Genomic DNA, 19,747 nt, shown 5'->3' on the forward strand with positions numbered 1-19,747 from the left:
GCGTAGTATTTCCAGCAGTTGCAATGAGTTGCCTTGCGGTTCCCGTGATCGCTCAGGCGCAGCAATACAGTTTCTCGCAGGTGGTGATCACCGGTAACGAGCGCGTCGACGCGGCGACGATTCTGTCCTTCGCCAGAATCGCCCGCAATCAGCCCGTGACCGACGCCGATCTCAATGCCGCTTACCAGCGCCTGACGAATTCCGGCCTGTTTGAAAACGTTGCAATCACGCCGCAGGGCAACACGCTCAAGATCGCCGTGACCGAATATCCGACGATCAGCGTGATCAATTTCGAAGGCAACAAGATCATCAAGGACGAGCAGCTCGCCACGATCATTCAGGCGAAGCCGAACCGCGTCTACAACCCGGCCCAGATCGAAGCCGACGCCCAGCGTCTGGCGCGCGCCTATTCCGAGGATGGTCGCATGGCCGCCCGTGTGGTGCCGAAGGTCATCCGCCGCGACAATAACCGCGTCGACGTCGCCTTCGAGATCAAGGAAGGCAAGGTCACCTCGATCGAGCGCGTGACCTTCACCGGCAACCGCTCCTATTCGGACCGTCGCCTGCGTCAGGTGCTCGAGACGAAGCAGGCGGGGATCTTCCGCACCTTCGTGAAGAACGACACCTTCAACGCGAACCGGATCCCGGTGGATCGCCAGAAGCTGATCGATTTCTACCAGGCGCGTGGCTACAAGAACGTTCAGGTCACGGGTGTGTCCTCGCAGATGTCGCGCCAGCGCGATGCGTTCTTCATGACCTTCAACATCATCGAAGGGCAGAAATACCACTTCAATTCGATCGACACGAGTTCCGAGATCGACGGGGTCGCGCCTGACGAGTTCGCGCCGCTTACCAAGATCCGTCAGGGTCAGACCTTCTCGCCGAAAGCGATCGAGCTGGCCGTGACCCGGATGGAGCAGCTTGCGATCAAGAAGGGCATCCAATTCGCCCGCGTCGAGCCGCGCATCACCGACGACCCGCGCACGCAGTCGGTCAATGTCGATTTCGTGCTGATCCGTGGCCCGCGCGTCTTCGTGCAGCGCATCGACATCGAGGGCAACACCGCGACGCTCGACCGGGTGGTTCGGCGCGAGTTCCGGACGGTTGAAGGCGACCCCTACAACCCGCGCGAGATTTCGAACGCTGCCGACCGCATCCGCGGCACCGGCTACTTCAAGTCGGTCGACGTGAACACGAAGCCGGGCTCGAGCTCCGATCAGGTCGTGGTGGACGTGAATGTCGAAGAGCAGCCCACCGGCTCGCTTGGTTTCGGCGCCTCCTATTCGAATTCGGACGGGATCGGTTTCAACGCCTCGTTGGAAGAGAAGAACTTCCTCGGTCGCGGGCAGTATCTCGGCGTGTCGATCGGCACGACCAAGGACAATAACAGCTCCAGCTTCCGGTTCATCGAGCCGGCGTTCCTCGGACGTGACGTGGCGCTGAAGTTCTCGGCCGCCTATGCGACCTCGAGCTCGGCGTCGAACACCGCTTACGACACGCGCCGCATCAGCGTCGAGCCGGCACTGGAATTCCCGGTCTCCGAGCGCGGCCGTCTGCAGGTGAGCTACAAGATCGGCGAAGACACGTTGAACAACGTGCCGAGCGACTCCTCGGCAATCCTGCTGAACGAAGAAGCCGACAAGGGCACGCAGCGTTACAGCGGCCCGGGTCTGCGCTACAGCTATGATACCGCGCGCGAACAGATCGACCCGCGCTTCACCTGGCGGTTCAACGTCGATCAGCAGTTCTGGGGCGTCGGCGGCGACGTGAAAGGCGGCCAGACCACCGCGAAGATCGTCGGCGAGCGCAAGATCTTCAACGAGGAAGCGACGTTGCGCGCCTCGCTCGAAGGCGGCGCGGTCGATGCCACGGACGGTTCGACGATCCTGCAACGCTTCTCGGGCAGCCAGATCCGCGGCTTCGAGAGCTACGGCATCGGTCCGCGTGACCTCAATGCGGGCAATACCGACGCGCTCGGCGGCAATTACTACTGGGTCGGCAAGGTCGAAGCGGAATTCCCGATCGGTCTGCCCGAGGAATACGGCATCACCGGCGGCGTGTTCTGGGACGTGGGCTCGGTCTGGGGTCTGGACGACACGACCGGGACCGGCGGCAACGAAGTCGACGACTCGATGCATGTCCGCTCGGCGGTCGGTGTCTCGATCTTCTGGAAATCCGCGATCGGTCCGCTGCGTCTGAACTTCTCGCGGGCGATCAAGAAAGAAAGCTACGACAAGACCCAGAACTTCGATCTGTCGCTTTCCACGCAGTTCTAAGGGCGCGCGATGCGTCTGAGCAGCGTCACCGCTTCCTTCATTGCAGCCGCGCTGGCCTTCGGGCCCGGCGCGGCTGTCGCGCAATCGGCGGTGCAGACGCCCCACACGCAGGCGCCCGCAGCCGGGCCGCGCGTCCAGCAAAGCGCGGTCCTCACCCTCGATTGGGAGCGGCTCTACGACAACTCGCTGTGGGGCAAGCGGGTGCAATCCGAGATCGAGTCCGCGTCGAGCGCGCTGCGCAAGGAAAACGACCGGATCGCCAGTCAGCTCGAGGCGGAAGAGCGCAAGCTCACCGAGGAGCGGCTGACGATGCCCTCGGATCAGTTCCAGCAAGCCGCCGATGCCTTCGACACGCGGGCGACCGATATTCGCAAGGCCCAGAAGGCCAAGGCCGATGCGATCCAGCGCCAGTTGAATCAGGAGCACCAGACTTTCGTGCAGACCGTGGTGCCGCTGCTCGACGAGGTGCTGAAGGCGCGCGGCGCAGTCGTGGTGCTCGATTCCCGCGCGATCATTCGCGGGCTCGCGCAGGCCGATGTGACGGCCGAACTCGGCGCGCGCGTCGATAAGGAGATCGGGGACGGGGCCGGGCGCGTGACGCCCTTGGTTCCGCCGACGTCGAACGGGAACTCGGCGGATGCGGCTCAAGGCGCGCCCGCGACGCCGGACCAGCCTGGTTCGAACCAGCCCGCTTCGGGCCAATCGTCAAGCGGCGCAGGCGCGGATCAAAGCGGCGAGGCGGGTGTCTTTGTCGACAGCAGCCCCAACTCCGCAGGCAAATCGGGCGGCAATTCTACGCTCGACGGGGCGACCCGCGACGCGCCGGGACTACCGCTCGGTCTGCCGGTCGAAGATAACAATCAGGTTGCGCCGACCGACACCGCGCCAGCGCAATAGCAGGCGCGCGCTGCTTGCCAAGCGGGGCCGCGATTGCTAGCAACAATCCAAAAGCGATGATCGCGTGATGCGGCAAATTGATACCGCCGCAGGCGCAGTGCGCCCAAGAACGAGGACAGCTCATGACCGAACCCGCCCCCTATACCGAAGCCGATCTGTCGCTCATCAAGCGCATCATTCCGCATCGGTATCCGTTCCTGTTGATCGACAAGGTGCGCGACATCGTCCCGAACAAGGGCGCGGTCGGCATCAAGAACGTCACCGCGAACGAGCCGCATTTCCAGGGCCACTTCCCGGAAGAGCCGATCATGCCCGGCGTCACCATCGTCGAGGCGATGGCGCAGACCTCTGCCGTGGTGGTGGGGATTTCGCTCGACGTGATCGACAAGCCGCTGCTGACCTATTTCATGGGCATCGACAAGTGCAAGTTCCGCCGCAAGGTGGTGCCGGGCGACGTGCTCGAACTGCATGTCACCGTGAAGCGCGGCGGCGGCAAGATCTGGAAATTCGAAGGCCGGGGCACGGTGAATGGTGAGCTGGCCGCCGAAGCCGAGTTCACCGCCATGATGGACCTTCAGGGCTGAATGCATGAGCATTGACCCAAGTGCGCAGATTCACGCCTCCGCGGTGATCGAACCCGGCGCGGTAATCGGTCCGGACTGCCGGATCGGCCCGTTCTGCGTGGTCGGTCCCGAGGTCGTGCTGGGCCGGGGCGTCAGCCTGCAAAGCCATGTCGTGCTTCAGGGCGCGACGGAGATCGGCGACGAGACGCAGATCTTTCCCTTCGCCTCACTGGGGCAGATCCCGCAGGATCTCAAATTCAAGGGCGAGAAGACGCGGCTCAAGATCGGCAAGCGCAACCGCATCCGCGAATACGTCACGATGAACACCGGGACGGATGGCGGCGGCGGGCTCACTCAGGTGGGTGATGACGGGCTGTTCATGTCGTCCTGCCATGTCGGGCATGACTGCAAGATCGGCGACCGTGTGATCCTTGTGAATTCCGTGGCGCTCGCGGGGCATTGTCAGCTCGAGGATGACGTCATCGTCGGCGGTCTGTCGGGCGTGCACCAGTTCGTCCGGATCGGGCGCGGCGCGATCATCGGTGCGCTGTCGATGGTGACGGCGGATGTGATCCCGCATGCCTTGGTGGCAGGACCGCGCGCGGGGCTCGAAGGGTTGAACCTCGTGGGGCTGAAGCGTCGTGGCACGCCGCGCGAGGAAATCACGTCGCTGCGTAAAACCGTCGAGGCGCTCGGTCAGGGCAGCTTCCGCGAAAGCGCGCGAACCCTCTCGGAAGAGGGCGTCGAGGGCGAATTGGCGCGCGAAGTGCTCGATTTCATCCTCGGTCCGTCCGACCGCAGCTTCCTGACGCCCGGCAAATGAGCGGGGGCACGCATACCGCGCTGATCGCCGGGGCTGGCCGTCTGCCCGCGATCCTTACCGAGGCCGCGCCGGATATTCTGGTCTGCGAAATGATCGGCGCACCTTGCGATCTGGACGGCGAGCATCTGCGCTTCCGGATCGAGCGGCTGGTGCCGTTTCTCGACGAATTGGCTGATCGCGGGATCGAGCGGGTGGTGTTCGCAGGCGCGATGCAGCGTCCGGCAATCGATCCCGAGCAGTTCGATCCCCGCTCGGCGCAGCTGGTGCCGCGGCTCGCGATGGCGATGCAGGCAGGCGACGATGCGACGCTGCGCGCGGTGATCGAAGTCTTCGAGGAGTTCGATCTAGAGGTCGTGGGCGCGCATGAGATCGCGCCCGCGCTGCTGCCCGAGGCGGGCGTACTGTGCGGCAAGCCGTCCGTCGTGGACGAAGAAGACGCCGAGCGTGGGGCCGAAATCGTGGCCGCGCTTGGGGCGTCGGATATCGGTCAGGGCGCAGTGGTCGGGCGCGGGCTTTGCCTTGCGGTCGAGACCCTGCCGGGTACCGATGCGATGCTGGATTTCGTGCGTCACCACAAAGGCTTGCGCGGCGATCTTAAAGCGGTGAAAGGGGTCTTCTACAAGGCGCCGAAACCCGATCAGGACCGTCGCGCCGATCTGCCTGCGATTGGCGTCGAGACGGTGAAGAACGCCGCCGCGGCTGGCCTGTCCGGCATCGCTTTCGAGGCGGGCGGCGTGATGCTTCTCGATCGCGATGCGGTCATCGAGGCCGCCGAGGCTGCGGGTCTCTTTCTCTGGGCGCGAGCGTCATGAGGCTCTACGTCATCGCGGGCGAGGCATCGGGCGACAAGCTCGGCGGCGCCCTGATGGCGGGGATCAACGGGCTTGCGCCGGGCGTGGACTGGTCCGGCATCGGCGGCGAGGAGATGGGCGCGCAGGGCCTGACCAGCCTGTTCCCGATGGAAGAGCTTTCGGTCATGGGCCTGATGGAGGTCCTGCCGAAATACCGCCATCTGAAGCGCCGCATCGCCGAGACGGCGGATCACGTGATCGAAAGCGGCGCCGAGGCGCTGATCACCATCGACAGCCCCGATTTCTGCCTGCGCGTTGCGCGGCTGGTGAAGGAAAAGCGCCCTGATCTCAAGGTGATCCACTATGTCGCGCCGTCGGTTTGGGCGTGGCGTCCGGGGCGCGCGGCGAAGATGGCGCAGGTCGTCGATCATGTGCTTGCGCTGCTGCCTTTCGAGCCGCCCTATATGGAAGCCGCCGGGATGAGCTGTGATTTCGTGGGCCATCCGGTCGTGGCCGAGCCGCGCGCGACCGGGGCAGATGCCGCAGCCTTCCGCGAGACCCATATGATCGGCGAGGAACAACCGCTCGCGCTGTGTCTGCCGGGATCGCGGCGCGGCGAGGTCAAGCGGCTCGGGGCGCGGTTCGACGAAGCGCTGATGCAGCTGCGCGACCGTGAGCCGGGGCTGCGCGTCGTGCTGCCCACCGTGCGGGGCGTCGCGCCGATGGTGCGCGAGATGACGGCGCGCTGGCCGGTCGCCCCGATCGTGGTCGAGAATGCCGATGACAAGCGCGCGGCCTTTGCCGCCGCCGATATCGCGCTGGCGGCCTCGGGCACGGTCAGCCTGGAACTGGCTGCGAACCGGGTGCCGATGGTGATCGCCTATGACGCGAATTTCCTGACTTGGCACGTGATCTCGCGGATGCTCAAGATCGATACGGTGACGCTGGTCAATCTGGTCTCCGATACCCGGGTAATCCCGGAATTCCTCGGCCCCGACTGCAAACCGCGTGACATTTCGGCGAAGATGCTGGAATTGCTGGAAGAAGACGCGACCCGCGACGAGCAGATGGCCGCGATGGAAGAAGTGATGCGCCGTTTGGGCGAGGGCGGCGAGCCGCCCGGCCTGCGCGCGGCGCGTTCGGTGCTGGAGTTTCTCGGGAGGGCGTGATGCGCGTCTTTTTGACTGTTTTTCTGACAATCTGGGCCGGGGCCGCCTTGGCCGAGACCGATCCCGCGCAGCTTTTCGCGCAATCCTGCGGGCGCTGTCATCGCGATGCAGAGCGGATGGTCGCAAAGATCGACTGGTCTGCAGATATACAAACGCCCGAGGCGCGGCGCGACTGGTTCGACGATTTCATGGTGCGTCACCATTCGCCCGATCCAGACAGCCGCGCGGCGATCGCCGAATGGCTGGCAGGGATCGCCTCGTAAGACGACCCCTGCCGAGGGGCCTTAGCCCAGAACCGATTTCACGGCGTCGGCGGTGACTTCGACGATCTTGTCGGCCTCCGCCTCGGTGAGGCACAGCGGCGGGGCAAGGCCGAGGATGTCGCCCTGCGGCATCGCGCGCCCGATCACGCCACGCTCGACCATCGCGCCTGCGATCTTCGCGCCGATCTTGTCGGAGGCGTCGAAGAAGCTGCGATTGTCGCGATCGGCCATGAATTCCACCGCGCAGAGCATCCCTTCGCCGCGGATATCGCCGACATTCGCGTGCTCGCCGATGGCGGCGCGCATCTGGTCATTGAGGTATTTGCCGACTTTGCCCGCATTCTCGACGAGGCCGAGCTTGTCGATCAGCTCGAGGTTCGCGACACCGGCCGCAGCCCCGATCGGGTGCGCCGAGTAGGTCCAGCCGTGGCCGATCGGGCCGTTCTCGTCGGTGCCTTGCTCGAGCACTTTCCACATCTTGTCGCTCACGATGGTGCCCGAGAGCGGCGCATAGGCCGAGGTCAGGCCTTTCGCGATGGTGATCAGGTCGGGCTTCATGCCGTAGTGATCCGAGCCGAACATGCTCCCCAGACGCCCGAAGCCGGTCACGACCTCATCGGCGATCAGCAGGATGTCGTATTTGTTCAGCACCTTCTGGATCGCTTCCCAATAGCCCGCGGGCGGGGGCACGATGCCGCCGGTGCCCAGAACCGGCTCGCCGATGAAGGCGGCGATGGTGTCGGGGCCTTCGCGTTCGATCAGCTGCTCCAGCTCGGACGCGCAATAGGCGGTGAAGGCCTCTTCCGACATCGCCTCATCGGGGCGGCGGAAGTAATAGGGCGCCTCGGTGTGGATCACCTGGCTCAGCGGCAGATCGAACTTCTTGTGGAACAGCTCCAGACCCGTCAGCGAGCCGGTCATCAGGCCCGAGCCGTGATAGCCGCGCCAGCGCGAGATGATCTTCTTCTTCTCGGGGCGGTTCAGGATGTTGTTGTAATACCAGACCAGCTTGATGTTGGTCTCGTTCGCATCCGAGCCCGACAGACCGAAATAGACCTTCGACATGTGATCGGGCGCACGGTCAAGGACCATATGCGCCAGCGTGATCGAAGCCTCGGTGCCGTGGCCGACATAGGCGTGGTAATAGGCCAGCTCCTTCGCTTGTTCGGCGATGGCCTCGGAGATTTCGGTGCGCCCGTAGCCCACGTTCACGCAGTAAAGGCCCGCAAAGGCGTCGAGCAGCTTGTTGCCGTCGCGATCCTCGATGAACACGCCCTTGCCGCCGGTGACGATGCGGTTGGGGGACTCGCCGCGCGCGTGCTGGGCGAGATGCGTCGAGGGGTGGAAGAAGCTTTCGCGATCCCACTTGTCGAGTTGGTCATTGGTCAGCAATTTTCTCTCCTTCTTCTTGTCTTGGGCGTCCGGGCGGGCGGGGGAGTTAACCCCAGTCGCGACAGACGTATTTGATTTCCATGAACTCTTCCATTCCGCGACGCGAGCCTTCGCGGCCCAAGCCCGATTGCTTCATGCCGCCGAACGGGATCGGCGCGCCGGTGACCTTGGTGCGGTTGACCGCGACCATGCCGAATTGCAGCGCGCGGGTGGCGCGGTAGATGCGTTTCGGGTTCTGGCTGTGGACGTAGGCGACGAGGCCGTATTCGGTGGCGTTGGCTTTGGCGAAGACCTCTTCTTCCGTGTCGAAGACGGTGATCGGAGCGACCGGGCCGAAGGTCTCCTCCTGCATGATCTTGGCATTGTCGGGCACGTCGGTCAGCACGGTCGGTGCAAAGAACAGCGGGCCGCGGTCTAGCCGCTTGCCGCCGCAGGCGAGTTTCGCGCCCTTGGCCAGTGCGTCGGCCACGTGCTCTTCCTGCTTGGCCACCGCCTTTTCGTTCATCAGCGGGCCGATATCGGGGTCCTCCATGCCGATGCCCACGCTGAGCGCCTGCGTGGCCTCGGTGAAGCGGCGGCAGAACTCGTCATAGACGGGACGCTCGACATAGATCCGGTTCGCGCCGAGGCAGTCTTGGCCCGAGGTCGCGAATTTCGCCTTGATCACCTCTTCCACGGCCTGATCCAGATCGGCGCCCTTGAAGACGATCACCGGGGCGTGGCCGCCCAGTTCGAGGACCAGCCGCTTCACGGTCTGAGCCGATTGGCGATAGAGCAGACGGCCCACTTCGGTGGAGCCGGTGAAGGAGAGCGCGCGCACGCGGGTGTCGTCGCACCACGGCTCGACGATTTCCGGGGCGTGGCCGGTCAGAACGTTGAACACGCCTGCGGGCAGACCCGCGCGTTCGGCCAGTTCCGCCAGCGCCAGCGCCGAGTAGGGCGTCTCGTGCGAGGGGTGCGCGACCACGGTGCAGCCAGCCGCGATGGCGGCGGCGGCCTTGCGGGTCAGCATCGCGGCGGGGAAGTTCCACGGCGTGACGAGGCCCACGACGCCCACGGGTTCGAGCCACAGCTCCACCTCGGCGTCATGCAGATGCGAGGTGACGCCCTCGATATTCGGGCGCTTGGCCTCTTCGGCATAGTATTCGATGAAGCTCGCCGCATAGTCGATCTCGCCCAGAGCTTCGCTCAGCGGCTTGCCCTGTTCGAGCACCATGATCCGCGCCAGATCGTCCTTCGCCTCGATGATCAGGTCGAACCAGCGGCGCAGAATGGCGGAGCGTTCCTGCGGCAGAGTCATCGACCAGTCGAGAAAGGCGGCTTGGGCGGCATCGACCGCCGCGCGCGACTGGCTGCGGTTGAGCGCGGTGATATCGCCCAGACGTTCGGCGTTGGCGGGGTTGGTGACGGGAATGACCTCGCCCGTCTCGCCCGCGATCCAGCGACCGTTCACATAGGAAAAGCTGCGCAGCAGGCGCTTGTCGGCGATATCGGGGCGGGCGGAAATGGCGGTATCGAGCATGAGAGACCTCCTTGGTTGAGATCACTCTGCGCCCGATTTCACAGGGTAATAGTCCGAATGGACTGCGCGCACCCCGGATTTGGGCTGAAATAGCGCCGTCCGTCAGTCCATTTGGTCTGCGAAGAGGTCGAAGGGGGGCATGGCGGCGTTCTTCACCTCTTTCGTGACGATATAGGTGAAGTAGCGCGCGATGCCGATCCGCGCGTCCAGCATCGAGTCGATGAGCCGCTGATAGGCGTCGATGTCGCGGGTCACGATCTGCATCAGATAGTCGAAGCCGCCGCCCAAAGCCCAGCAGCCCACGACCTCGGGGTGCTGGTCCAGCGAGCGCTCGAAGGTCTGGAAGCTGGCAGCGGTGTGGTCGGCCAGTTCGGCGGCGACGAACAGCGTCACATGCGGCCCGAGCTTCTTGAGGTTGAAGGTCGCGCGATAGCCCGCGATCAGGCCCGCTTTCTCCAGCTTTTTCAGCCGGTCCCAGGCGGGCGTGGGCGAGAGGTTGATCTTCTCGGCCAGCGCCGCCTTGGTGATGCGGCCCTCGCGCGCCAGCACGCGCAGAATTTCGATATCGCGGGGGTCGAGCTTGATCATGGCGCCACGCTACACCGGGTTAACGCCCTGCGCATCCCCGATTTTTCGGGTCCGGTGCAGCACTGCTCATTCGGCTGGTTCACGTTGCTTGGATTGCGGCGCGCGGAAGCGCTCCTTGGCCGAACCGTAGGGCTCCACCGTCCGGCGCTTGCGGCGCAGCCCGTCGGCATCGCCCCGGCGCAGGCGCAGGAAATAGAGCGCCGAGAGCGGCCCCGTCGCGCCCGCAATCGCAAAGCCCCAGAGGAAGGCGTGGATCGGGATCATCTCGGCCCCTGTCGTGGTCGCCGCCGAGCCTGCGGTCAGTTCCAGCACCACGCCCGCCAGCGCGATGCCGAGCGCGAGCGAGACCTGACGGCTCATCGCGGTGAAGGCGGTGGCGGGGCTCATCTCGCGCGTATCGAGATCGGCGAACCCGATGGAGTTGATCGCCGTGAAGACGACCGATTGCGCCGCGCCGCCGATCAGCAGAAGCGGGATCAGCTGCCAGTCATGGATGCTCGTCACGGTGAGGAAGCCGAAGATCGTGGCCCCCCGGATCACCGCCGCCCAGATCATCACCCATTTGAAGCCGAAACGGTCGAGGATGCGCGGCACGAAGGTTCGCAGGCTGACCGCGCCCACTGCGTTCAGACCCGTCAACGCGCCCGAGACCATCACCGAGGCCCCGAGGCCGAGCTGGAAGAACAGCGGCAGCAGCAGTGAGATCGCCCCGTTCGACAGCCGGAAGATCAGCCCGCCGGTGATCGAGACATCGAAGGTACGGTGCCGGAACAGCCGCAGTTCGAGAAGTGGCTCCTCCGTGTTGCGCGCGCGTAGCCAGTAGAGCACCAAAAGCGCCAGACCCGCAACGCTAAGGCCCGCGGCGGCCTGCCATGGCAGGATATGCTCGCCCAGCGCGGAGAAGCCAGTCATCACCGCCGCCAGCCCCACGGCAGACAGCAGGAAGCCCGGGAAGTCGAACGGTTTCGGCTCGGGAGGGCCGTCGGCGGGCATGTGGCGCAGCGTCAGCCAGATCGCCAGCGCGCCGAGCGGCAAGTTCATCAGGAAGATCGAGCGCCAGCCGAGAAAGGTCGTCACTGTCGCGCCCACGAAGGGGCCCAGCGCCGGCCCGATCAGCGCGGGCAGGGTGACATAGACCATCGCGCGGGTCATCTCCTCCTTGGAGGTGTGGCGCAGCACGATCAGCCGGCCCACCGGGCTCATCATGGCCGCCCCGATGCCCTGCAGTGCGCGGGCCAGCACCAGCCCGGGCAGGCTCGTCTGGATGGCGCAGAGAAGCGAGGCCACGAGAAACACGCCCATCGCCGCGAGGAAGGTCCGCCGCGCCCCGATCCGGTCCGCGATCCAGCCCGAGATCGGCACGAAGGCCGCGAGCGCGATCAGATAGGTCGCCATCGCCATCTTGAGCGACAGCACCGGCACCGACAGGTCCCGCGCGATCACCGGGATCGCGGTCGCCAGAACGGTCGCGTCGATCAGCTCCATCAGGAGCGACAGCGCCACCGTCAGCGGAATGATATTGTCTCGAAGCCTGCTCAACATGACCGGGCATAGCTAGCACGCGGGCGCACGGAGTCACCCCGCGGCCGCGCGCAGGCTTGCGTGCTCTATCGCGCAGGTAAGGCGGGCAAAGAAAAGCCCCGCCCGAGAGGGGCGGGGAGTTGGGAGTGAAGGGGCCTGCTTCCGGGCAAGAGAGACAGGAGAACCCGGAAGCAGGTCGGTCGGAAACCCGGGCAGGGAGGGGTGGAGAGAGAAAACCCGGTCTTTCCGTATGTCGTCGGGCATCGGCAGTGGACAGCGGTCCCCGGGGGTGGCGTGTCCCGGTTTGCCATCTCGCCTATGCCCTTGCGTCTCGAGATGTGCAGGGTGAACCGATGCAGCAATGCCTCAGTTCCGATATTTCATGCGCCTCCCGCCCATGTGAGATCGGCTCTTATTTGCGTGAAGAGTCGCGAAGGCGCGTTCTCTTGCGTCAGGTCAAACCGCTGTCATCGTTTTTGCGGTAAGTTCTGCGCGGAATCGCAACGCTAGGAGGCTGCGGGATGAAGGATATGGCCGGGGACAAAACGCCGCCGCGCAAGGGCGCAGGGAAAGCTGCGGGCAAGGCTGCCAAGGCCGACACGCCTCAGGCCGAGGAGCATAGCGCTGCACTGGCCTCGTTCGAGCGGCTCGACCGGTTGTCTCACGCGCTGATGGGCCGGGCCGAGGGCGGGCTGTCTCCGATTTCGCTCGGGCTCGCGTTTTCCGATTGGGCGACCCATCTTGCGCTCAGCCCCGGCAAGCAGGCCGAGTTGGGCTGGAAAGCGGGTCGCAAATGGATGCACCTGTTACGCGAGATGGCACCGCACCGGAGCGATGACGAGGGCGCGCAGCCGCTCGAGCCGCTGCCGCAGGACCGCCGCTTCTCTGCGCCCGATTGGCAGAAGTTTCCCTATTCCCTTTACGCGCAGAGTTTCCTCCACGCCCAGCAATGGTGGCACAACGCCACGACGGATGTGCGCGGGGTCGAGGCACGCCACGAGCAGATGATGCAGTTCTACGCGCGGCAATGGCTCGACATGGCGTCGCCCACGAATTTCATCGCGACCAATCCGCTGGTCCTTGCCCAGACGTTGAAAGAGGGCGGCGTGAACCTCATGCGCGGGGCGCGCTATTGGGGCGAGGATGCGTTCAAGGTGATGACCGGCGACACCAAGCCGGAGCCCACGTTGATCCCGGGAACCGACGTGGCGCTGACGCCGGGCAAGGTGGTGCTGCGCAACGATCTGATCGAGTTGCTGCAATACGAGCCCAGCACGCCGAAGGTCCATTCGGTCCCGCTGCTGATCGTCCCGGCATGGATCATGAAATATTACATCCTCGATCTGGAGGAGACGAATTCGCTGATCCGCTGGCTCGTGGGGCAGGGTTTCACCGTCTTCGCGATCTCTTGGAAGAACCCCGATGAGGGCGACCGCGATCTGGGCTTCGACGATTACCGCGAAGAGGGCGTGATGACGGCGCTCGATGCGGTCTGCGAGATCACCGGGGCGGAGAAGGTTCACGGGCTGGGCTATTGCCTTGGCGGCACGCTTCTGTCGGTCGCGGCGGCGGCGATGGCGCGCGATGGCGATGAACGGCTGGCCTCGCTGACGATGCTGGCGGCGCAGGTCGATTTCACCGAGGCCGGGGAATTGAGCCTGTTCACCAATGAAGACCAGCTCAGCCTGATCGAAGACATGATGTGGGAGGAGGGCTATCTCGACAAGACCGCGATGGCGGGCACTTTCACCATGCTCAAATCGAAGGACCTGATCTGGTCGCAGGCTGTTCATACCTATCTGATGGGCGAGCGCGAGACGGATGGCGCGATGGCCTCGTGGAGCCACGACGCGACGCGGATGCCCTACAAGATGCACTCGCAATATCTGCGCCGTCTGTTCCTCGACAACGATCTGGCCGAGGGGCGGATGGACACGCGCGGCGCGCCGGTCTTCCTGCAGGACATCGAGACGCCGGTCTTCGCCGTCGCGACCCAGACCGATCACATCGCGCCCTGGCATTCGGTCTTCAAGCTGACATGGTCGCTGCCGGGCGCCGTCACCTTCGCGCTGGTCTCGGGCGGGCACAATACCGGGATCGTGCGCCCGCCGGGTGCGCCGCGGGCGAGCTACCGCTTGATGGAGCATCGCCCCGGCATGTTGCACCCCTCCGCATCGGACTGGGCTGCGGAATGTGCGCCGCGCGAAGGGTCATGGTGGGAGCCTTGGGCGAAATGGCTGCGCAAGACGGGCGACGGGCAGGAGATCGCGCCGCCGCCCATGGGCAAGGGGCGCAAGTATCGCCCGCTCTGCGACGCGCCGGGGTCCTATGTGCTGACCCGCTAGGGCTGCTCGACCTCGGGCAGCATTGCGCGCAGCGTCTCGATCCGGTCGGCCTCGCCTGCGGGCTTGTCCCAGCGGATGCGCGAGATGCGCGGGAAACGCATCGCGACGCCGGATTTGTGCCGGGTGGAGCGGTTGAGCCCCTCGAAGGCGACCTCCACCACCAGATCGGGCGACAGGGACCGCACCGGGCCGAAGCGTTCCACGGTGTGATTGCGCACGAAACGGTCGAGGTTGCGCAGCTCCTCGTCGGTGAAGCCGGAATAGGCCTTGCCCACGGGCACGAGCCGGTCACCGTCCCAGACGCCGAAGGTGAAATCGGAATAGAAGCCCGAGCGTTTGCCATGCCCTCGTTGAGCGTAGAGGATCACCGCATCGATGATGCGCGGATCGCGTTTCCACTTGAACCACGGCCCCTTGGGGCGGCCCGCCATATAGGGCGTGTCGCGGCGTTTGAGCATTACGCCCTCGATGACCACTTCGGGCGGCGCTTCGCGTAGGGCGGCAAGGTCGTCCCACGTCTCGAAAGGCAGCAGCTTCGAGACGTCGAAGCGGTCGGGATTGAGGTCAGCAACAAACACCTCCAGCCGGGCGCGACGGTCGTCGAAGGGTAGGGGGCGCAGGTCTTCCTCGCCTTCGATCAGGATGTCGTAGAGCCGCAGCGCCGCCGGGTGCGAGGCCAGCAGCGCCTTACCGGGAGACTTCCGCCCCAGCCGCTTTTGCAGATCGCCGAAGGGCGCGACCCGATCGCCGCGCCGCACGATCAACTCGCCATCGAGCGCGCCCTCGAAGCCCATATGCGCGACGACATCGGGGAAAGCGCCGGAGATATCCTCGCCGGTGCGCGAATAGAGCCGCCGCTCGCCGCCCTCCGCCACGGCCTGCACCCGGATGCCGTCCCATTTCCACTCGGCGGCGAAGTCTCCCGGCGGCAGATCGGTCAGCGCGTCGAGATCGGTCGGCGTCGAGAGCATCACCGGCCGGAAGGGCGCAAAGCCCGCGCGCTCGGGTTTCTCGCCGCCGTCGATCCAGTCGAAGAGCGGCTGATAGGGCGGCGAAAGCCCGTGCCAGATTTCCTCGATCTCCTCCAGTTCCGGCGCGCCGACCGAGGCCAGCGCCACCCGCGCGAGCCGCGCCGAGACACCGACGCGCAGCCCGCCGGTCGCGAGTTTCAGCAGCGCATAGCGTTCCGAGGGCTCCAGCCGATCCAGCCAACCCGCGATCAGCGGCCCCACGCGGGTTTTCGGCGTGTCCTGCAGGGTCTCGACGATCTCGACCAGATCGACGTCCTGCGACGTGTTCTCCTGCGGCCAGATCAGCGCGATCGTCTCGGCCAGATCGCCGACATAGTCGTAGCTGAGCGCGAACAGCTCGGGATCGACCCGTTTGCCCACCATCGCGCGCAGGACCGCAGGCTGCGCGCGGCCCAGCTCCAGCTCTCCGGTCAGGGCCGCCAGAGCATAGCCGCGCTCGGGGTCAGGCGCGTGGCGCAGGTAGTCGGCCAGAACGTCGAGCTTGGCATTGCGCCCCGGCGTGAAGGCCAGCCGTTCGAGAAGGACCGCGAAGGCTTTCATTCCGGTTCCTCCTCGTAGCCCACGAGGTGCAGCGGCCGGGCGACGCGCCCCTCCAGTTCCGCCCAGCGCATCAGCGCCTCCTCGCGGCCATGGGTGATCCACAGCTCGGTCGGATCGACCTCGTGCACCGTGCGCGTCAGGTCGACCCAATCGATATGGTCCGAGATCACCAGCGGCAGTTCGACGCCGCGCTGGCGGGCGCGCGCCCGGATCTGCATCCAGCCCGAGGCGAAAGAGATCACCGGATCGGCGAAGCGCTGCACCCAAGGCGAGGAAAAGGCGGAGGGCGGCGCGATCACCAGCGCCTCGCGCAGCGCCCGCGCCTCGGCCTTGTCCATCGTGGCGGGGCGCAGATCGCCCAAGGGGATGCCCTGCTCGATGTGATAGTCGCAGAGTTTTTGCAGCGCTCCGTGGATGTAGATCGGCGCGTCATAGCCCGCCTCGCGCGCCAGCATGATGACCCGCTGCGCCTTGCCCAGTGCATAGGCACCCACCAGATGCGGGCGCTCGGGGGCTGCGCGCATCGAAGCCATCAGCTTGGCCATCTCGTCAGCCGGGTCGGGATGTTTGAACACCGGGAGCGCGAAGGTCGCCTCGGTAATGAACGTATCGCAGGGCACCGGCTCGAAGGGCGCGCAGGAGGGGTTCGAGACGCGCGCGTAATCGCCCGACGCCACGATCCGCTGCCCGCGATGCGTGATCGCGATCTGCGCCGAGCCCAGCACATGGCCAGCCGGATGAAAGCTGACATCCACGCCGCCTACGGAGAGCGGCCCCTCATAGGCTTGCCGCTGACCGGTGAATTCCTCGCCATAGCGGATCGCCATGATCTCCAGCGTCTGGCGCGTGGCCAGCACATGCCCGTGGCCTGCGCGCGCGTGATCGGCATGGCCATGCGTGATCAGCGCGCGCGCCACGGGGCGACTCGGGTCGATGTAGAAGTTGCCGCTAGGGCAGTAGAGCCCCTCGGGGCGCGGGATCAGAAGCGGCTCGGCCATCGGTCCTTCACTTAAGCTAATGCGTGAAATGCATACGCGGGCGCGCGTTCTCGGCCCAAATTTTCGGCATTTGCCCTGAGCCAAGCTTTTCGCGCTACGATTGTTCCAAATCAAACGCTGTGCGCCGCACCCATGCTACGCTCGCGCCATCCAGTCACAAGGGAGGCTGACATGGCACAGAAGAAATCCGCACCCGGTATGAACATGGCTGGCTGTATGCCAGTGCCGGATATGGGGTCGGTAAGCTCGGTGATGGCACCGCAGCTCAAGATGATGGAATCGATGATCGCGCAGAATATCGAGCTGCTCGAGTTTCTGAAAACCCGCTTCGAGCGCGATCAGGAGATGGTCACTCAGTTGGCGGAAACGCCCGATCCGATGCGCGCGATGAGCCTCTGGGGCGAATTCTGGCAGCGCACGGCCAGCGATTACACCGCCGAGATGACGAAGCTCGCGACCTCGATGACGGGGATTGCGGAACGCGCAGTGCGCTCGGCCACCGAAGAGGGCGAAGCGCTCGCCAAGGCGGTCGGAAAAAAGTGACGACTCGGGTCGGCAAGCACGGGGTAAGCCTCGGAGACGTGCCGGTCTGAGTGATCCGAAGACGCGATAGGCGCGGCAAGCTGGTGGGCTCGCTGCGCGCAGTGCTGTCTGCGGGCCTGTTCGGCGCTTACTTCTTGTAGATCCAGCCGCCGCCGAAGATGCGGCTGTCTTCGGGCGCGTAGAATACGCAGGCCTGTCCGGGGCTGACGCCTTCCTCCGGCACGACCAGTTCGACTTCCGCCTCGGTTTCCGAGATGGGCCGGATGATCGCTTCGCGCGGCGGGCGGGTCGAGCGGACCTTGACCTTCAGATGCCATTCCTTGCGCGAGGTGAAGGGCTCGTCGCCGAGCCAGTTGATCTCGCGCACAGGGATGGTGCGGGTGGAGAGCGCCTCTTTCGGGCCGACGACCACGTGGCGGGTGTCCGGATCGAGCTTCACGACATAGAGCGGGTCTTCGAGCCCGCCGATGCCAAGCCCGCGCCGCTGGCCGATCGTGTAATGGATCACACCGCGATGCTGGCCGAGCACATTGCCCTCCATATCGACGATATCGCCGGGATCGGCCGCGCCGGGGCGCAGCTTCTCGATGACGCTCGCGTAATTCCCGTTCGGCACGAAGCAGATATCCTGACTGTCGGGCTTGTCGGCCACCGCCAGCCCGTATTTCGCAGCCAGCTCCCGCGTCGCATCCTTCGAGGGTAGGTGGCCCAGCGGAAAACGCAGGTAATCGAGCTGCTCGGGCGTGGTCGAGAACAGGAAATAGCTCTGGTCGCGGTTCGCATCGGCTGCGCAATGCAGCTCGGGCCCGGCCGCACCGTCCTTGCGTTGGATGTAATGGCCCGTCGCCATGCAATCGGCATCGAGATCCTTCGCCGTCTCCAGCAGGTCCTTGAACTTCACGCGCTCGTTGCAGCGGATGCAGGGCACCGGCGTCGCGCCGCCAAGATAGGCGTCGGCGAATTCGTCGATCACCGCCTCGCGGAAGGTGTTCTCGTAATCGAGCACGTAATGCGGAAAGCCCATCTCCTCGGCCACGCGGCGCGCGTCGTGGATGTCCTGCCCGGCGCAGCATGCGCCTTTCTTGGCCAGCGCCGCGCCGTGGTCGTAAAGCTGCAGCGTCACGCCCACGACGTCATAGCCTTCCTCGGCCAGTTTGGCGGCCACGACCGAGCTATCGACGCCGCCCGACATGGCGACGACGACGCGGGTTTCCGCGGGCGGTTTGGCGAAACCGAGCGAATTGAGCGGCAGATCCTTGGGCATGATGAAGCGTCCTTTAACGAGACGTGCAGCAATATAGGAAAATGCGACCCACTCTCAACCCCGCGTTTCACGCAGTGTTAAGGGCCCGCGCGCCAGTGTGGCCGGCGTGAAGAGCTTGAAGGGGTGAGCCCATGTATCTCAAGAAAGTCGATGGTCCGCGCGCGGTGACCCTCGCCGACGGCACGATCCTGACGCGCGCGGATCTGCCCTCTCCGAAAACCCGACGATGGGTGGCGAGCCGGAAAGCGGTGATCGTGCAGGCGGTCGCGCATGGGTTGATCGCCCGCGACGAGGTTCTGGAGCGTTACGCGCTCTCTGACGAGGAATTGGATCTTTGGATCGAGGGTGTCGAAAGGCACGGGATTCAAGGTCTTAAAGTCACCGCGATCCAGAAATTAAAACAACTTTAGATTGCGACGTAACGGAATCGTGACAAGGTAACCCGGTGTTAACCATTTGGTGTAAGTCTCGACCCCGATCGAGGGATTAATGCGGAGAACCCAGGATGCGGATTTTATTGGTGGAAGACGACCCGACGACGTCGCGCAGTATCGAATTGATGCTGACGCACGCGAATCTCAACGTCTACTGCACCGATCTGGGGGAGGAAGGAATCGATCTCGCGAAGCTCTACGATTACGATTTGATCCTTCTCGACCTCAATCTTCCCGATATGAACGGGCACGAGGTGCTGCGGCAATTGCGTCTGTCGAAGATCGACACGCCGATCCTGATTCTCACCGGCGCGGACGACACCGAGAACAAGATCAAGGGCTTCGGCTTCGGCGCCGATGACTACATGACGAAGCCGTTTCATCGCGAGGAGCTGGTGGCGCGCATTCACGCGATCATCCGCCGCTCCAAAGGCCATGCCCAATCGATCATTCGCACCGGCAAGATCTCGGTCAATCTCGATGCGAAGACGGTCGAGGTCGATGGTAAGCCGGTGCATCTGACCGGCAAGGAATACCAGATGCTCGAACTGCTCAGCCTCCGGAAGGGCACGACCCTGACGAAGGAGATGTTTCTCAACCACCTCTATGGCGGCATGGACGAGCCCGAATTGAAGATCATCGACGTCTTCATCTGCAAACTGCGCAAGAAGCTCGCCGATGCCACCGAGGGCGAAAATTACATCGAAACCGTCTGGGGCCGCGGCTATGTGCTGCGCGATCCCGACCCGTCCGAGTTGGAGCGGCGCATCGCGATGGGTGCCTGACG

General features: G+C 64.8%; 18 protein-coding genes. 11 read left to right on the plus strand and 7 right to left on the minus strand.

Features of this window, described 5'->3' with window-relative positions:
• Positions 1 to 23: 23 nt before the first annotated feature.
• The 7 genes from bamA (at position 24) to BMI89_RS11640 (ending at position 6,782) form a co-directional block, all read left to right on the plus strand.
• Positions 24 to 2,276, plus strand: coding sequence for an outer membrane protein assembly factor BamA (bamA, locus tag BMI89_RS11610; protein WP_143593893.1), 2,253 nt, complete (start codon positions 24 to 26; stop codon positions 2,274 to 2,276).
• A 9-nt stretch (positions 2,277 to 2,285) separates the two neighbouring features.
• Positions 2,286 to 3,173, plus strand: a complete 888-nt coding sequence (locus BMI89_RS11615; RefSeq protein WP_078571028.1) for an OmpH family outer membrane protein — start codon at positions 2,286 to 2,288, stop codon at positions 3,171 to 3,173.
• Between the two features lie 122 nt (positions 3,174 to 3,295).
• Positions 3,296 to 3,757, plus strand: coding sequence for a 3-hydroxyacyl-ACP dehydratase FabZ (fabZ, locus tag BMI89_RS11620; RefSeq protein WP_078520753.1), 462 nt, complete (start codon positions 3,296 to 3,298; stop codon positions 3,755 to 3,757).
• A 4-nt stretch (positions 3,758 to 3,761) separates the two neighbouring features.
• Complete coding sequence (gene lpxA / locus BMI89_RS11625) at positions 3,762 to 4,559, plus strand: acyl-ACP--UDP-N-acetylglucosamine O-acyltransferase (protein WP_078571029.1); 798 nt, start codon at positions 3,762 to 3,764, stop codon at positions 4,557 to 4,559.
• Positions 4,556 to 5,371 carry a UDP-2,3-diacylglucosamine diphosphatase LpxI gene (gene lpxI / locus BMI89_RS11630; RefSeq protein ID WP_078571030.1) on the plus strand — a complete coding sequence of 272 codons (816 nt, stop codon included), beginning with the start codon at positions 4,556 to 4,558 and terminating at the stop codon, positions 5,369 to 5,371. Before lpxA ends, lpxI begins: the two co-directional genes overlap by 4 nt.
• Complete coding sequence (lpxB, locus tag BMI89_RS11635; protein WP_078571031.1) at positions 5,368 to 6,519, plus strand: lipid-A-disaccharide synthase; 1,152 nt, start codon at positions 5,368 to 5,370, stop codon at positions 6,517 to 6,519. The genes lpxI and lpxB overlap by 4 nt, the downstream gene beginning before the upstream one ends.
• Positions 6,519 to 6,782, plus strand: a complete 264-nt coding sequence (locus BMI89_RS11640) for a hypothetical protein (RefSeq protein WP_078571032.1) — start codon at positions 6,519 to 6,521, stop codon at positions 6,780 to 6,782. The genes lpxB and BMI89_RS11640 overlap by 1 nt, the downstream gene beginning before the upstream one ends.
• Before the next feature lie 21 nt (positions 6,783 to 6,803).
• Here BMI89_RS11640 and BMI89_RS11645 read toward each other — a convergent pair whose 3' ends face one another.
• From BMI89_RS11645 to BMI89_RS11660, 4 genes are all read right to left on the minus strand, one after another.
• Entirely contained in the window at positions 6,804 to 8,174 is a 1,371-nt protein-coding gene (locus BMI89_RS11645) for an aspartate aminotransferase family protein (protein ID WP_078571033.1), read from the minus strand.
• A gap of 46 nt (positions 8,175 to 8,220) precedes the next feature.
• On the minus strand, positions 8,221 to 9,696 hold the full coding sequence (locus tag BMI89_RS11650) for an NAD-dependent succinate-semialdehyde dehydrogenase (protein WP_078571034.1): 1,476 nt from the start codon (positions 9,694 to 9,696) through the stop codon (positions 8,221 to 8,223).
• Positions 9,697 to 9,798: 102 nt separating this feature from the next.
• Positions 9,799 to 10,281 carry an Lrp/AsnC family transcriptional regulator gene (locus BMI89_RS11655; protein ID WP_075775114.1) on the minus strand — a complete coding sequence of 161 codons (483 nt, stop codon included), beginning with the start codon at positions 10,279 to 10,281 and terminating at the stop codon, positions 9,799 to 9,801.
• 69 nt (positions 10,282 to 10,350) lie between these two features.
• Positions 10,351 to 11,826 carry an MFS transporter gene (locus BMI89_RS11660; RefSeq protein ID WP_078571035.1) on the minus strand — a complete coding sequence of 492 codons (1,476 nt, stop codon included), beginning with the start codon at positions 11,824 to 11,826 and terminating at the stop codon, positions 10,351 to 10,353.
• A gap of 509 nt (positions 11,827 to 12,335) precedes the next feature.
• Between BMI89_RS11660 and BMI89_RS11665 the strand changes: the two genes are divergently transcribed.
• Complete coding sequence (locus tag BMI89_RS11665; protein WP_078571090.1) at positions 12,336 to 14,150, plus strand: alpha/beta fold hydrolase; 1,815 nt, start codon at positions 12,336 to 12,338, stop codon at positions 14,148 to 14,150.
• Here the strand turns inward: BMI89_RS11665 and BMI89_RS11670 are convergent.
• Entirely contained in the window at positions 14,147 to 15,721 is a 1,575-nt protein-coding gene (locus tag BMI89_RS11670; RefSeq protein WP_078571036.1) for a cisplatin damage response ATP-dependent DNA ligase, read from the minus strand. The two genes, BMI89_RS11665 and BMI89_RS11670, sit on opposite strands and share 4 nt — an antisense overlap.
• A complete protein-coding gene (locus BMI89_RS11675; RefSeq protein ID WP_078571037.1) occupies positions 15,718 to 16,719 on the minus strand; it encodes a ligase-associated DNA damage response exonuclease in 1,002 nt (333 codons plus the stop codon). Before BMI89_RS11675 ends, BMI89_RS11670 begins: the two co-directional genes overlap by 4 nt.
• Positions 16,720 to 16,890: 171 nt before the next feature.
• Between BMI89_RS11675 and BMI89_RS11680 the strand changes: the two genes are divergently transcribed.
• Entirely contained in the window at positions 16,891 to 17,262 is a 372-nt protein-coding gene (locus BMI89_RS11680) for a phasin family protein (RefSeq protein ID WP_165756948.1), read from the plus strand.
• Between the two features lie 127 nt (positions 17,263 to 17,389).
• Here the strand turns inward: BMI89_RS11680 and mnmA are convergent, their stop codons facing one another.
• A complete protein-coding gene (gene mnmA / locus BMI89_RS11685) occupies positions 17,390 to 18,526 on the minus strand; it encodes a tRNA 2-thiouridine(34) synthase MnmA (RefSeq protein WP_078571038.1) in 1,137 nt (378 codons plus the stop codon).
• 131 nt (positions 18,527 to 18,657) lie between these two features.
• On the opposite strand from mnmA, the gene BMI89_RS11690 reads away from it, so the two are divergent.
• Positions 18,658 to 18,936, plus strand: coding sequence for a DUF1153 domain-containing protein (locus BMI89_RS11690; RefSeq protein ID WP_078520740.1), 279 nt, complete (start codon positions 18,658 to 18,660; stop codon positions 18,934 to 18,936).
• A 95-nt stretch (positions 18,937 to 19,031) separates the two neighbouring features.
• Positions 19,032 to 19,745, plus strand: a complete 714-nt coding sequence (locus BMI89_RS11695; RefSeq protein ID WP_075774873.1) for a response regulator transcription factor CtrA — start codon at positions 19,032 to 19,034, stop codon at positions 19,743 to 19,745.
• The last annotated feature ends 2 nt before the right edge of the window (positions 19,746 to 19,747 follow it).

Source organism: Thioclava sp. F36-7, from assembly GCF_002020075.1.
GTDB lineage: Bacteria > Pseudomonadota > Alphaproteobacteria > Rhodobacterales > Rhodobacteraceae > Thioclava > Thioclava sediminum.